A 14,937-nucleotide genomic window follows, 5' to 3' on the forward strand; every position below is an offset into this window, starting at 1 on the left:
GACCTCACCCTCCCGCCATCAAATCCTTCGCCAGCGCCATGTAGGCCGGCAGCGTGACGGGGTCGTTTGCGGCATTGCCGGCGGCGTGATGCGAGGCGTAGCGCGCGATCACCATCTCGGCCTTCGGATCGATGTAGATGCCCTGGCCGTGCACGCCGCGCGCCATGTAGGCGCCGTGCGCATTGTGCGTCACCCACCACTGATTGCGGTAGGACGCGCCGGGCAAGGTGGTATAGCCGGCCGGCTTGAACCTTTCGGGATCGCCGCCCCGCGCGATGTCCTCGACGACGGTGGACGGCACGATCTGGCGGCCGTTGAAGCGACCATGGTTGCGGATCGTCTCGCCGAAGCGGGCGAGATCGCGCAGCGTCGTGGACAATCCGCCGCCGCCGCTTTCGGTGCCGATCCGATCGACATGATAATGCGCATCCTCCTCCGCGCCCATCGGCGCCCAGATCTTCTCGGACAGCAGGTCCGACAGGGTCATACCGCTGGCGCGCCTGATGATGAAGGCCAGCACGTCGGTGTTGACGGTCTTATAGGCAAAGGCCTTGCCGTGCTCGCCCTGCTTCTGCTGCCCGCACAGGAAATCGAAGATATTGCTGGCGCCCTCATAGCCTGGGGGAATCGGCGCCATGCCGTTGGCGCGCCGCAGCCCCCACACGTCGGAATTCCTGTCGGTATAGACCTCGGTGTATTTCAGCCCCGTGGTCATATCCATCACCTCATGCACGCGCGCATCGCCGAACGCGCTCGCCTTCAACTCCGGCACATAGTCGGTCACCGGCGCCTGCGGATCGATCTTGCCCTCGGCCACCAGCATACCGGCCAGCACGCCGGTGAACGACTTCGTCACCGACATCGCGATATGCGGCTTGTGCGGCTTCAGCGCGCCGAAATAGCGCTCGTAGATCAATTTGCCCCGATGCAGCACGGCGATGCCGTCGGCATAGCTGTCCTCCAGCATCTGCGCGAACGTCTGCGGGCGGCCGTCCATCGTCACCGACGCGGAGGCGCCGATGTCGTGATCCTCGCGCGGAAGCACCGAGGCCGGCCCCGCTCCGCGCCAGACGTTCACCGTCGGCACCAGCTGGCGGATATTGCTCCAGGCCCAGCGCAGTTCGGGAAAGCTGCGGAACGAGCCGTCCTGGAACGCGATCGTCTTGTCCCGCGGCGGCGGAAAGCCCTGCATCCAGCCAAGCGCCTCGGGATCGCTCTCGGCGGCGGTGGGGTTTGGTTGCTGATTGGCGGCGGCTGCGACGGACATCAAGGCTGGCTCCAGAGCTGCGGAACAAGATGCGTATCATGCGATGGCACGAGACACATCCTGCGTTTGCGCCGGGGTGACCGTCGCGGGGAGCGCACGCCGCGACGTGAAATGGCCGAGCCCCGCACAGACCGGCTCGATTGGACACCTGACTGTCGCGCTCGGGCCAAATCATTGCAGCGCGCGGACTATGCCGCAGCCGCCCGCTCGATCGCGGCGATGTCGATGTTCTTCATCGTCATCATCGCCTCCATCGCGCGCCGTCCGGCGGGGCGATCGGCGCCGTTGACGAGTTCGAGCAACCGCCGCGGCGTGATCTGCCAGGTAAAGCCCCAGCGATCCCGGCACCAGCCGCACGGCAATTCCTTGCCGCCATTGCCGGTGACCGCATTCCAGTAGCGATCGGTCTCCTCCTGGCTGTCGGTGAGCACCATGAAGCTGACGGCCTCGTTCGGCGTGTAGTTGGAACCGCCATTGAGTCCGACGAAGCGGCGGCCGAGCACGGTGAACTCGACCGTCAGTTCATCGCCCTGCCCGATGCCCGGGATCGGCGAGACATGCCCTGCATCGACATGGCTGTCGGGAAACGTCGCAGCGTAGAATTCCGCCGCTGCGCGCGCCTGGCCCTGATCGAACCAAAGGCATGTGACGAGATCGGTCATTTGCAGTCTCCTGGTTTTTGCGCCCAAAGGACGATTGGCGGCGACGCCAGCCGACACCGCGGCAAGACGCCGATGAAAATAATTCGCGGAACCGCGTTTGTCACAACACCGCCTCTACAGACGGCACTGTCGTCCTGGCGAAAGCCAGGCCGACGACAAGGATTTGAGCGGCATGGGCCGCGGCGTTGCGGCCAAAATAATCCGATATCGCTCGTCGGGCCGCGCGTCGCCCGTTCGTCCTCGGGACGCAAGGACATGGAGAGACACGATGACCCCCACCATCACCGCCTTCGAACGCTCCCCCGACGGCGGCAAGGGGCTGGCGCGCGATACCCGCGTTCGCTGGGCGCTTGAAGAGGTGGGCCAGCCTTACGAGGTTCGGCTCGTTTCGTTCCAGGCGATGAAGGAGCCCGCCCATCTGGCGCTGCATCCGTTCGGCCAGATCCCGACCTATGAGCACGGTGACCTCGCGCTGTTTGAAACAGGATCGATCGTGCTTCATATCGCCGAGCATCATGCCGGCCTGCTGCCCCGCGATGCCAACGCCCGCGCCCGCGCCATCAGCTGGATGTTTGCCGCGGTCAACACCGTGGAACCGCCGATCCTCGAACTCGCAACCGCCAGAATTCTGGAGAGCGACAAGCCATGGACCAGGGAGCGCCTGCCTCTGGTCATGGATCGCATCCGCGACCGGCTGAAGCAGCTCTCAGCCCATCTCGACGATGCCGACTGGCTCGACGGCACGTTCAGCGCCGGCGACTTGATGATGGTGTCCGTTCTGCTCAGGCTGAGAGCATCCGGCATCCTCGACGAATTTCCGGGCCTCTCCGCCTACATCGCGCGCGGCGAAGCGCGACCTGCGTACAAGCGGGCTTTCGAGGCGCAGCTGGCGGTCAACACACGGTAGCATCGACCGGCTGAGGTTGGCGACACGCGGGACAGCACCTCGTGCAGGCGCCCAACACCATCACACCGCATCCAGTTCCCGCACACGATCACGACCGTATCGTATCCCTCACGCAGCGTTGAGCCGGCGTGAGCAATGATTGCATTCAAATGCGCCTGCTCTGCGCACATCTATCTGACGAGGCCAGACTCCTTGGCCCCTTAAGCAAGACGGAGAAACTCAATGACGAACGTCAAACTGTTGTCGGCTGCTTTCATCGCGGTTGCCATGATCGCGACACCGGCGATGGCGCGCGAAACGCACGCTGTGTCCAGGCATGTCGCCGAAGCCAATGCCGCCGCGCCCACTGAGCCTGTCTATGTCGATGGTCGCGCCTGCATCCCGGCGCCGCGCGTCGGCTCGTTCGCGACTGCGCCGTGGACCGGCAACAACGTTCCCTGCGAACCGGGTCCGTATTGATCGCGCCTGCTGCCCGGCTGACGCGAGCGTCCCGCCACCAGGCTACAGCATTCACGTTTCAAACAGCATGAACGTCCGCGATCTCGCGACATGATCTGTCCGAGTTTTGTGCTTCGTTTCGCCCTCGCTGCCAGCAGAGGGCGCAGGGAAGACCGGGTGCCGATCGCACCCATGGGCCCCGAGCAAAAGGGCAAAAAGCTCGGGGGGTAGGACCACAGGTGTAACCGGAAACAACCCGGCCTTCCCTGCGCGATGGGCTACGGCTTACTTCGTGCTCTCCCCGGCGAGACTTGGCTTGCTTGTCACCGTCTTCGCAACGCGCGACCTGCGCAATCGGAAGAGACACCTGCCATTAGGGCGTCAGGACCACACGACTTCACCGTCCGCTTCATGCGCATTCGTCGACTGCGCACCCAGCGTCCACCGCATCCCACACCACGCTCGTGACGATCGCGAAGCGCCCTCGTGGCGGGTGGGACGCGCAGATTGAACATCTGAGTTGGGTCAAACGCCAAGCGGAATATTTTCTCAACCGCAGATTGACAGGTTTTGGTGAGTTGCCCGTCGGGGTGATTTGTCGCAGGGGACGGAGCGAGATTTGATTTGCGCGGGAGCCAACTCAGCGGCGCGGCGCGCAGCAAGTTGCGCGTCCTTAACATTGTCGGATCCGTCTCAAACCTGCCGCGCGTCAGTCGCGCGATAAAGACAGCCCGGCGAGGAGCGGTGCGTAGGCGGCGAGCCTGCGGGACACGAACTCAGTGAAGAGCCGCACACGCTTCGTCTTGCGTGTCTCCCCCTGTGTGAGAAGCCAGAGCGTTCCATACATGTGCAAGTCGGTGCCCGGCGCCCGCACCAGCAACGGGTCGGCATCTCCGACGAAGCATGGCAGCGTCGTCATCCCGATCCCCTGCCGCACCGCGACGATCTGCGCCTCGGCATCTGTAGCCCTGAACGGAACGTCGGCGGCGCGAACCTCGCCCTCGTGGGCCCAGTCCGGGATTCCATGAATGCTGATGACGATCCATCTGACGGGATCAGGCGCGCCCGCGCGCCACGCCGCCAGTCGATCGCGGGACATGTAGATGCCTCCGAACAACTCCGGTCCTTTCAATCCGTGAAGATTGAGCGGCAGGGTTTGGCGGTCGTAGACGACGCGGATCGCGACGTCGGCCTCCCGGTTGGTCAGATTTGCCAACTCGCCGGACGACAGGACCTCCATCTCGATGTCCGGATGCAGACGCGCGAAATCGGCGAAGTCCGGCATTAGCAGGTGGGTCGCGAGGGTCGGTGCCAGCGTCACCCGCAGCAGCCCGCGCACGCTCTGGTCGCGGCCGAAGACGCGCGTCTCCAGCTGGTGCGACGACACTTCCATCTGCTCCGCGAGCTCGAGAACCTCTTCCCCCGCGGCCGTCAGGCGGTAGCCGGAAGGCAGCTTCTGGAACATGTGTGCCCCGAGCCGTTCCTCCAGCTGTGCGACGCGTCGCAGCACGGTCGAGTGGTTCACGCCAAGGCGCTCGGCGGCAGCCCGCACCGAGCCTCCACGCGCGACGGCGAGAAAGTAGCGAACGTCATCCCAGTCGATCATGGTGCAATTCAGCACCGCCCGGGTGCGCCTTCCAAAGCCCCCGTCCAATCCATCGAACGGCTTCCCGCATACGGTTAGCACGCGCGCGCGGCCTGCGTCAGTCCAGCCGGATCGTTTTCGCACCACCCATGTGCACGCTTCCGCACTCAACGCCTGACGTCGGCCGGCCTACGTCGAGGTTGTCGGAGGCCATCTCGCACCGGAACAGAGATGCGGTTCGACACCACCAAAGGAGAAGTCATGGGAAAGCTTGAGGGTAAGGTTGCAGTCGTCACCGGTGGATCGAGCGGCATGGCGCTGGCGAGCGCCAGGCGGTTCGTTGAAGAAGGCGCTTACGTCTTCATCACGGGCCGAAGGCAGGAACTGCTCGACGAGGCCGTCAGGCTGATTGGCCGCAACGTGACCGGCGTGCGCGGCGACGCGGCCAATCTCGACGACCTCGACCGCCTGTTCGACGCTGTCAAGCGGGAAAAGGGCAAGATCGACGTCCTGTACGCGAGCGCCGGCATGGGCAACGCTGTGCCGCTCGGCGAGATTACCGAGCAGCATTTCGACGCGACCTTCGACCTGAATACCCGCGGCACGTTGTTCACGGTGCAGAAGGCGTTGCCGCTGTTTGGCGATGGCGGATCGATCTTCATGACCGGGTCGGTTGCTTCGGTGAAAGGCTTTCCCGGTTACGGCGTCTATGCGGCGAGCAAGGCGGCGCTGCGCTCGTTCGCACGCACCTGGCTCAACGAGCTGAAGGGCAGGAATATCCGGGTGAACGTACTGAGCCCGGGGCCGATCGCCACGCCGATGCAGGATCAGGTCCTCACCGAGGAAGCGAAGCGGATGTTCGAATCCCTGATCCCGCGGGGAACGATGGGTCGCCCCGAGGAAATCGCGGCGGCCGCGCTGTTCCTCGCCTCAGATGATTCGAGCTTCGTGAACGGCGTGGAGTTGTCCGTCGACGGCGGCTTCTCGGCGATCTGAATTCATCTCGCAACGCGATCGGAGAAGCATGATGAGCTATGCCATTGTAGGATTCGGCAAGGTAGGCCAGGCCCTCGCCCGCGCCTTCGCCCGCAAGAACATCGAGGTGACCGTCGCGAGCCGCCGGCCACCGGAGGCGTTGGCACCACAAGCGCGGGCGATCGGGCCCACGGTCGTCGCCAAGGCGCTGCGGGATGCACTCGAGGCCGACACGATCATCCTGGCGGTCCCGTTCGAGGAGCATCGTGAAGTTGCGAAGGCCCTGCCGAATTGGAAAGGCAAGACGGTCATCGACACGATGAATGCGTTACTTCCTCTTGAGGAACTGGACGGTCTGTTGTCCTCCGCCTTCGCCGCGAAGGCGTTCACCGGCGCCAGGTTCGTGAAAGGCTTCAATCACCTGATCGCGGCCAAGCTCGCTGCCGATCCGATCGTCGAGGGCGGGCACCGGGTCGTCTTCCTATCTGGTGACGACGAGAACGCGATCGCTGCCGTGGCAGCCCTCGCCAAACAACTCGGGTTCGCACCCGTCAAGCTCGGAAAGCTCAACGAGGGTGGCGCGCTGGTGCACGCACGCAGCCGCGTTTGGGGCCCGCTGATCTTCCAGGATCTGTTCAAGAAGGAGCCGTAGCGGATTGCGACGCTAGAAAATCCCGGATATCGCTGCGCTGATCCGGGCTACGCTTGCGATCTTGCCGATCCGCTCTCGCGTAAGCGCGAGAGCGGCCTTCGTAAGCTATGATCCCGATCAAGATGCCTCGATCGACTCGGACATCGTGATCCTGTTCCTGACGCTGGGACGCGCCTGCATCCGTGCATACCATGCCGAAAGCGCCTCGCACTCCGGCGGCACGGGCACGTTCACGAGTCCGGCGAAGATCAAGCCGCCTATGACGGTGATATCGGCCATCGTGAATGCGTCGCCGGCGACGAACGGCTGTCGCTTCAGAATGCCATCGAAGTAGTGCATCCCCCTGAGGGCCTTGTCGCGCTGACGGAATCCCCACTCAGCGTTCTGATAGATCTCGACATGAGGCCCAAGACCCGGCGTGGCGTGGTGGAAATAGACGCTGATGGCGTCGAGCAGTTCCAGCTCGGCGCGCTTGCTCATCATGTGGATCACGCCCTTTTCGCGCGGCGTCCTGCCGGTCAGCGTCGGCGCGCCATCGAGCGCGTCAAGATACTCGGTGATCGCCGTGCACTCGCCGATGAAGGTCCCGTCGTCGAGTTCGAGCACCGGCAGCGTGCCGGAGTAGTTCTTGGCGAGGAATTCGGGCTTCTTGTGCTCGCCCTTGTAGAGATCGACCAATACGAACTCCACCTGCGACCGCAGCTCCTTCTCGGCCAGAGCAATGCGAACGCGGGCCGGATATGGGCCGGTCGGCCAGTCGTAAATCTTCATTCAGGGCTCCTTGTCTACCTGTCACTTGGTAGGCTGAATAAGAATACTTCCCATTCGGCCGGTCAACGCCTATCTGTCACTTGGTAGATAACGAAGCAGTGAGGCGATGAGGTGAGCTCAAGCTCTCGGGAGGCCATCCTGGCGGCAGCAAAGCGAACCGCGCAGGCACGCGGCTATGCCGGCCTGAATTTCCGCGATCTCGCAGACGAGGTCGGGATCAAGGCCGCCAGCATCTATCACCACTTTCCGAGCAAGGCCGATCTCGGCGCAGCTGTTGCGCGGCGCTACTGGGAGGACACCGCTGCCCAACTCGAGACGATGCTGGCGGAAACGGCCGATCCGGTCCGCTGCCTGCGTCGATATCCCGATGTGTTTCGCAAGGCGCTCGAGAGCAACAATAGGATGTGCCTCTGCAGCTTCATGTCCGCCGAGGTCGACGACCTGCCTGATACGGTGAAGCTGGAGGTGCAGACATTTGCCGACGTCAACGTGGCGTGGCTGAGCAAGCTGCTGGTCGCGGCGCGCCTGGTCAGTGCAAGAAAGAGCGAACAGCGCGCCCGCGCCATCTTCGCCGCCGTCGCCGGCGCGCAGCTGATGGCCAGAAGCCGCGGCGATATCTCGCTCTACGACTCCTTGATCGACAGCTATCGCGCCGCCGGTCTGCTGCCGGCGTAGCTCATCCATGGCTCGATGATCGATGTGGTGCATCACGCCTCCCGGCCGATCCGCCCTGCCCGCTTCAATCGGCGCGCAGGCATGAAACCGCATTCTCGCGACTGAACCGTCCGAGCTTTGCTCTTGGTTTTCACCCTCGTTGACAACAGAGGGCGCAGGGAAAGCCGGGTGCCGATCGCACCCATGGGCCCCGAGCAATGGGTAGGAAGCTCGGGGGGTAGGACCACAGGTGTAACCGGAAACGACCCGGCTTTCCCTGCGCGATGGGCTACGGCTTACTTCGTGCTCTCCCCGGCGAGACCAGGCTTGCTTGTCACCGTCTTCGCCACGCGCGACCTGCGCAATGTGAAGAGACACCTGCCATGAGGGCGTCAGGACCACACGACTTCGCCGTCCACTTCATGCACACTCGTCAGTCGCGCATTCAGCGTCCACCGCATCTCGACCCGCGTTCGTGACGACCGCGATCCGCCCCTCGTGTCGGGTGAGACGCGCATATTGAACAGCTGAGTTGGGCAAACGCCAAGCGGAATATTTTCTTATTCGCGGATTGACAGGTTTTGCTGAGTTGCCCGTCGGGGTGATTTGTCGCAGGTGGTGCGACCAGATTTGATTTGCGTCGAAGGTGAGCCACCGGAGTGTAATACCTTTGAAGAAAGCATAGCGGTAAGGTCTACGGCCGGTCGTCAGCAACAGCACAAATTGTTTGGTTGTTCTGAAAATCCTGTAGCAAATCCAAAGCTCACCTCGACCCGTAAAACAGAATTCTGTCGTCCCACATGTATCGGCGAGTTAGAGGGGGCGAACGCCCATGCCGTCTCGGCGATTCTCCGGCTCACCTGAACCAGCCCGTCGCCGTGGCTACTCCTCAACAAAAAAGCGGGGCAAATGTATGCGGCCCGCCTCGCTACCTACGAATGTGCAGTAGGAACCTACACCAATCCGAGCTATGTATATGTTTTTGGGACAATTATATCAATGACAGCCGTGTCATTCGAAATTCTTATTGATGATGCTCTCGCCGGAATTACTTCCGTCTCTCAGCTCACCACTTTGGTGAACAAGCGGGTTCTTAGTTTAATTAACGACTTCGAGGACGCCGAGTGGCGGTACCTCAAATTCCAAAGTTACCTGTGGGACAATATAGCCCAAACCGCTCTGTCCCAAAGAGAGCGGTCCGCACTTGTGGACCAAAGTCACAGCAGCCTTATAGCGGCCGCTCAAAACCTTAGATTGACCGACAAGGACGAGCTGGGTCAGGGGAGCGAAATAGCTGAAGTGTTCCTATATGGACTAATGCGCCATCGTTTTGGCGCTTTACCTGTCGTTCCAAAGATATTTTACAAGCAGAATGTTCAGGACAATGCCAAGGGAGCAGACAGCGTACACATCGTCGTAGATGGTGACGACTTTACACTGTGGTTTGGCGAAGCGAAATTTTACAATTCCATCGCTGACGCTCGGCTCGATGCCGTAGTGACCTCAGTCCTGAACTCACTATCCACCGACAAACTGAAGAAAGAAAACGCAATCATCACCAGCGTGTCCGACCTGGACGGATTAGCGATCGCTCCGGGTCTTCGGGCGAAGATCAAATCTGCGTTGAGCAACCGTGAGTCAATCGACAATCTGAAGGCGAAGATTCACATTCCGATCCTTCTGTTACACGAATGTGCCACAACCGCAGCAGCGAACCAATTATCGGAGAGCTACAAGGCGGAGTTGACCGTCTTTCACACGGAGCGGGCTGAGTCTTACTTTTCGAAGCAGCTCGCAAAATCTAGCTCAGTTCATAAATATAATGATCTCAACTTCCACATCATTCTCTTTCCGGTCCCGAGCAAGAAAAAGATCGTTGATGCGTTTGTCCACGCCGTGGCCTTCTACAAAGGACAGAAGTGATGGAGATCTTTGAGACGTGCCAGGAGATCAATGGGCTACTGTCGGTCCAGAATGAGTTGGCTGCCAGAAATTTGCTAATACAACTGCTGGCAGACTTAGATCGGGCCAAGACGCCTTACCCGCAGTTAGTAAACCATATGATCCGGGCGACTGGCCTATTTCCTTATCTGCAGCTAGATAGCGCGTCGTGGGATCAGAAATATGTGCATCACGCATTTGAGGTCGACGTTGGCCGCCGGTTGGCAACTCTGCACCGAGAGCAATCCTCTGTACTAGCAAGGCTCCTGAACGGCGAGAACATTGCGGTCAGCGCCCCAACGAGCTTCGGAAAGAGCTTTATCATTGACGCATTTGTCGCAGCGAAGCACCCCGACACCGTTGTAATCATCGTTCCGACAATCGCACTGATGGACGAAACGCGAAGGCGGCTCTTCAAGAAGTTCGCCGAACACTACACGATTATAACCGCTCCAGACACACGGCTCGGACCCAAGAACATCTTTATCTTTCCGCAAGAGCGCGCCTTCGGTTATCTCACTTCCTTGCGGAAGATCGACCTTCTCGTCGTGGATGAATTCTACAAAGCAAGCCAAGAGCACGACCCCGAGCGGGCCTCTACTCTCATAAAGGCAATTCTAAAACTCTCGAAGAAAGCGAGCCAGCGGTACTACCTTGCGCCCAACATCAAGAAGCTCAACGACAATGCGTTCACTCGTGACATGGAATTTATCGAACTTCTAAATTTCAACACGGTGTATTTGAATATCCAAGAGCCTTACAAGGAATTTAAAGGAGACGCTGCTAAGAAAGGTGCGAAGCTAATTGAGCTGATCTCTCCAGGCGACCAGAAATCACTCGTTTACGCTGGCACGTACTCTGAAATCCGCAAGATTGCAGATCTCGTCATCAAGAACCTACCACGTGTAGATCGCATATACACCACTGCGTTCGCCAAGTGGCTAAGGGAAAACTACGAACACGACTGGCTCTTGGCCGACCTCGTCGAACGAGCCGTCGGGGTCCACAATGGCAGCATGCACAGATGCCTCAGCCAGCTACAGATCAAGCTTTTCGAGTATGAGGATGGATTTGACAGCATTGTTTCCACGTCCTCCATCATTGAGGGCGTCAATACTTCCGCTCAAAATGTGATTGTATGGCGCAGCAAAGTTGGCAGCACCAACCTTAAGGACTTTACATACAAGAATATCATCGGCCGCGGCGGCCGCATGTTCAAGTACTTCGTCGGCAACATCTTCCTGTTGGATGCACCGCCAAAGTCCGAGGATGCACAACTCGAGATCTCATTTCCGGACAAGATGCTAGGGACTCTCGACGAAGATGACGACGCGGACCAGCTGACAGATAATCAGATTGAGCGGATCGTCGCGTACAGGACTCAAATGTCCGACATCATTGGCGAGGAACAGTTCGTACGTCTAAAGAAAGAAAATGTTCTGCAGGACAGCGACGCAAATTTTCTGCTGAGCCTGGCGAAGAATATGAAAGACGCACCAGATGAGTGGAAGGGGTTCGGCTATCTCAACTCGTCAAATCCCGCTCAGTGGGACACTATGTTGTATAAAGTACTCAAACTCAAAGCCGGCGGCTGGGATAGTTCGTGGTCTAACGTGGTCAATGTCACCAAAGCAATTGCACACAATTGGCGTGACGACCTGTCCCACATTATTTCGTTGGTCAGACAGAGTGGCATAAGCATAGAGGACTTCTTCAAACTGGAGCGGACCGTTACCTTTAAGTTGTCTGCCCTCCTCGGGGATGTAAATGAGCTTCACAAGATCATTGTGAACCCTTCTGTCGATATCTCCGGGTTCGTAGGCAGAATGAGCCGCGCGTTTCTCCCTAGTGCGGTCTATCATCTTGAGGAGTACGGCCTGCCGCGCATGATATCGAAGAAGATCCATGCAGCCGGTCTGATCAATTTTGAAGATCCCGAAATGGATCTCATCAGAACACTTGAGCGATTCAAGTCTTTGGGGACTAATGCCGTGCTGGGGATCAGATCTCTTGGACCTTTTGATCGATACGTTGTGCGCTTCTTTTTCGATGGAATCACTCCTGACGAACCGCAGACGCCGGAAGACGCCTGATACGATGCGCGCCCCCCGATCCTGCTATCGCTCAAACCACCGCTGCACTTGACTAGCTGATCCTTCTGCTTGTCCATTTGCTGAATATGTCACCGAAGATCGCGCGCGCGTTTTGCGGCTTTGCAATGGGTTTAGTGGCGCGGACCCACGCGGACTTTGACGCGCTCAAGAAGGCAACGCCGTCGGGCGCTCCGCCTGCCCGGACTTCTGCGTTCCAACAGGAATCGAACGTACGGCCTCTTAAGTCGTGCAATTAGACGGGTGGCATAGTTCGGGACGGGCCTGAATCATTCCCACTCATTCGTTTCCGACAGAGTTTCGTCGTTGATTTGCAAGAACAATTTTTCGAATCCGACGGACAAATGCCGACGGCATACCCGCCGGAATTTTTTGGCTTTGAATTCACAGAAAAATTTGACCAGTTCGCACTCCCGGCGATTGCGCCAACTATCGGAGTCAATCGACTGATCAGCCCAGCCGGCGTGAGCAAGACTGCCCTCACCGCCCTCTTGTGGCGTATGTTTAAATACCGTCAGAGATCAGGAGCGCGCGCGCCAAGATCGATCGAGGTCCGCCGATGCTACTGCAAGAAGATCTCAGCTCCCTCCTGGTCTCTTGCAGATCGACAAGCCCAGGCACTCGCGCGGTATTAGGCACCGTTTTCCAAGGTCCGGAATTGGCAGCAATCGCTCTGCAATGGGGACAATCGCTCTGGGGCAGCGCCGCGGCCTGCTGACTACCATCACTGTGTCGACGCCAAGCAATGAGCGGAGGAACAAATGATGGTCTGGAGCAACCTAGTCAGCCAATCTGCGATACTTGCCTCCCGACCGAGAGTTCTCAGAACAACCTTCATGTGCGCCCTTTCCGCGACGGTTCGCTTCACGTCGACAATAGAGGAAGGACAGAAGATCCCGGGACCGTCCGTCGAAGCGCAAAATCCCATGGTCTTGATCACGGCCGCCGATGACGTGCCGGTCTTTTGCAGGAGCTCACGGCTGACGCGCCCCCAGCCCCCTGTATTCCTGCATCAAAAAAACTGCCGCGCGTGGCCGCTTTAGCAAGTCGATCGGATACATCGCCATGATCCGGTCCAATGCCGCCAAGCACGCGTCGCTCGTCGACGCCCTGAGAGCCATCAACGGGACCTCCTCGGCACGCGCGTGCTTTGCCGAGGGCCGCAACGTCCGGGGGACCTATATCCCCTCGGTTCGGGCCGACGAGATCACGACGTCCCAGAGCTTCACAAGACCATCCCGCGTGCTGGCGCGCTTCTCCGTGGACGGCTATCCCAACGGATCGGAGACCGACAATCTCGACCTGCGCGGCTTCAGTTTCAGGCTCGGGGACGAGGATCATCGCTCGGACATTCTCACGCAGAGTGCTCCGGTTCATTATGCGAGGACGCTCGATCAGATGCTGGCCTTCCTCGAGGCGCACAGTCTGCAAGTGGATGGAAGGCGGGACCCGGTGAAAGTCAGGGCATTCACCGCTACCCATCCCGAAACGCGACACCAGGCCGACTACATCGCCGCCCATCCGCTGCCCCCGAGCTTCGCCGACACCACCTATTGGGCCGTTCATGCGTTCCCCGCGACCAATGCGATCGGCGATACGCAGTTCATCAAATTCAAGGTTGCCCCGGTCGGCAGTGACGCTGCGCTGCCGAAAGGCGAGGTCAAGACAAGTTCGGCCGACGCCCTGCATAGGGACCTCGAAAGGCACATCGCTGACAGTGATATGCGCTTCAGCCTCATGGCGCTACTCGGCCGCCCCGACGACCCCATGCTCGATGTCACGGTCCGATGGCCCGATGAAGATAGCCGGGAAGCCATTCGGCTTGGTACCATCGTGATCACCGGTGTCGAGCCAGACGAAGCGTGCGACGCCTTTTTCTTCGATCCTGCAAACCTCGCTGAGGGCATCGGTTATCCGCCGGACGAGATCTTTGCAGCACGGCGGGCCGTCTACGCAATGCTACTCGCGCAGCGCCGCTGATCGAGTGGTCAGGACTCGCGGTCCCTGACGCCGAGCGCTTCCCGGCGCCATGCCGCCGGGCTGACACCGACGTGCGCCGAAAACACCTTCGTGAAGTGGCTTTGGTTGGCGAATCCCGCCGATATCGCAATCTCGGACAGCGTCAGATCACGCACGCTCATCAATTGCTTGGCTGCCTTCACGCGCTGGCGCAGCAGCCATTGATGCGGCGGTAAGCCTGTTGAGATGCGGAACGCTCGCGAAAAATGGCTAACGGAGAGACCGAGTTCAGCAGCGATCCGTTGCAATGACAATGTCCCACCAAGATCGGAATCGAGCCTTTCGCATGCCCGTCTCACCTGCCACGACGCAAGGCCGCCACGCGCCAGTTCGTTGATCGGCTGCAGTCCGCCATAGGTCTGGGCGACATGGGCGGTCAGCGCAAGCATCGTGTGATCGATGAACAGTTGATTGGCCTCGTCCTGCCGACGTAGGGCTTCTAGCAGCGACGCACCGAGATGACGCATGATCGCATCGTCATGACCGACGCCGAGCGGACAGGTCAGCTCGCCAATGCGGGGCGCGCCGAACTGTTCAGCAATACCGTCCAACGCCGAGCGCGGAACGTAGAAATGAAGCGAGTGAAACGGCTTGTCGATGACGTAGCGTGGATCGCGTTTGAGATCGTAAAGGTATGTCGCGCCGGCCCGGATATCCGCCTTAACGACGCACTTGCCATTATCCCAGAGCTCGCAGTCGGGGTAATCCTGAAGCTTCAGACTGACGTTGTAGGCGTCTTCGCGATAAGAGCCGCTCAGAGCTGGCTCTGGGTTATCGTTCCATGCTTCGGTAACAGCAACTTCGGTGCTGCGCAGTGAACGCGTAATCAGCGAAGATGGCACATTTTTCAAGCGCAAGAACTGCGCAAGCCTCTGACCATAGAAGCCGGTCTGTGCCATCTCGATCGCCATTCCAAAAGATTTTGACCCGCCAGGGCGTTACGCTCCACCACCCT

At 59.8% G+C, this 14,937-nt stretch carries 13 protein-coding genes; 8 read left to right on the top strand and 5 right to left on the bottom strand.

The features are described from left to right. Positions 1-4: 4 nt before the first annotated feature. Positions 5-1,267, bottom strand: coding sequence for a serine hydrolase domain-containing protein (locus tag AKN83_RS03195; protein WP_050406517.1), 1,263 nt, complete (start codon positions 1,265-1,267; stop codon positions 5-7). A gap of 188 nt (positions 1,268-1,455) precedes the next feature. Then, on the bottom strand, positions 1,456-1,929 hold the full coding sequence (locus AKN83_RS03200; protein WP_050406518.1) for a VOC family protein: 474 nt from the start codon (positions 1,927-1,929) through the stop codon (positions 1,456-1,458). 268 nt (positions 1,930-2,197) lie between these two features. On the opposite strand from AKN83_RS03200, the gene AKN83_RS03205 reads away from it, so the two are divergent. Together AKN83_RS03205 and AKN83_RS03210 are read left to right on the top strand one after the other, a co-directional pair. After that, positions 2,198-2,836, top strand: coding sequence for a glutathione S-transferase family protein (locus tag AKN83_RS03205; RefSeq protein ID WP_050406519.1), 639 nt, complete (start codon positions 2,198-2,200; stop codon positions 2,834-2,836). A 222-nt stretch (positions 2,837-3,058) separates the two neighbouring features. Then, positions 3,059-3,295 carry a hypothetical protein gene (locus AKN83_RS03210; protein ID WP_050406520.1) on the top strand — a complete coding sequence of 79 codons (237 nt, stop codon included), beginning with the start codon at positions 3,059-3,061 and terminating at the stop codon, positions 3,293-3,295. A gap of 688 nt (positions 3,296-3,983) precedes the next feature. Here AKN83_RS03210 and AKN83_RS03215 read toward each other — a convergent pair. Further along, a complete protein-coding gene (locus tag AKN83_RS03215) occupies positions 3,984-4,880 on the bottom strand; it encodes a LysR family transcriptional regulator (protein WP_050406521.1) in 897 nt (298 codons plus the stop codon). Positions 4,881-5,120: 240 nt separating this feature from the next. Here AKN83_RS03215 and AKN83_RS03220 point away from each other — a divergent pair, with 240 nt between their 5' ends. Together AKN83_RS03220 and AKN83_RS03225 are read left to right on the top strand one after the other, a co-directional pair. Further along, positions 5,121-5,855: an SDR family NAD(P)-dependent oxidoreductase gene (locus AKN83_RS03220; RefSeq protein WP_050406615.1), complete on the top strand. Its 735-nt coding sequence runs from the start codon at positions 5,121-5,123 to the stop codon at positions 5,853-5,855. Between the two features lie 31 nt (positions 5,856-5,886). Beyond that, positions 5,887-6,486: an NADPH-dependent F420 reductase gene (locus AKN83_RS03225; protein ID WP_050406616.1), complete on the top strand. Its 600-nt coding sequence runs from the start codon at positions 5,887-5,889 to the stop codon at positions 6,484-6,486. Between the two features lie 117 nt (positions 6,487-6,603). Here AKN83_RS03225 and AKN83_RS03230 read toward each other — a convergent pair whose 3' ends face one another. Then, entirely contained in the window at positions 6,604-7,257 is a 654-nt protein-coding gene (locus AKN83_RS03230; protein ID WP_050406522.1) for a glutathione S-transferase, read from the bottom strand. Between the two features lie 111 nt (positions 7,258-7,368). On the opposite strand from AKN83_RS03230, the gene AKN83_RS03235 reads away from it, so the two are divergent. From AKN83_RS03235 to AKN83_RS03250, 4 genes are all read left to right on the top strand, one after another. After that, entirely contained in the window at positions 7,369-7,932 is a 564-nt protein-coding gene (locus tag AKN83_RS03235) for a TetR/AcrR family transcriptional regulator (RefSeq protein WP_050406523.1), read from the top strand. Positions 7,933-8,910: 978 nt separating this feature from the next. Next, positions 8,911-9,834 (top strand): HamA C-terminal domain-containing protein, encoded by a 924-nt coding sequence (locus AKN83_RS03240; RefSeq protein WP_050406524.1) that lies wholly within the window; start codon positions 8,911-8,913, stop codon positions 9,832-9,834. Further along, the gene (locus AKN83_RS03245; RefSeq protein WP_050406525.1) at positions 9,834-11,945 is read left to right on the top strand and encodes a DEAD/DEAH box helicase; all 2,112 of its coding nucleotides are present in this window, start codon (positions 9,834-9,836) and stop codon (positions 11,943-11,945) included. The genes AKN83_RS03240 and AKN83_RS03245 overlap by 1 nt, the downstream gene beginning before the upstream one ends. 1,083 nt (positions 11,946-13,028) lie before the next feature. Then, the gene (locus tag AKN83_RS03250) at positions 13,029-13,943 is read left to right on the top strand and encodes a catalase (RefSeq protein ID WP_157113187.1); all 915 of its coding nucleotides are present in this window, start codon (positions 13,029-13,031) and stop codon (positions 13,941-13,943) included. Between the two features lie 8 nt (positions 13,944-13,951). On the opposite strand, the gene AKN83_RS03255 is transcribed toward AKN83_RS03250, so the two are convergent. Next, entirely contained in the window at positions 13,952-14,881 is a 930-nt protein-coding gene (locus tag AKN83_RS03255) for a helix-turn-helix domain-containing protein (protein ID WP_050406617.1), read from the bottom strand. Positions 14,882-14,937 lie beyond the last annotated feature (56 nt).

This window comes from Bradyrhizobium embrapense (genome assembly GCF_001189235.2).
In the GTDB taxonomy this organism is placed as follows: Bacteria; Pseudomonadota; Alphaproteobacteria; order Rhizobiales; family Xanthobacteraceae; genus Bradyrhizobium; species Bradyrhizobium embrapense.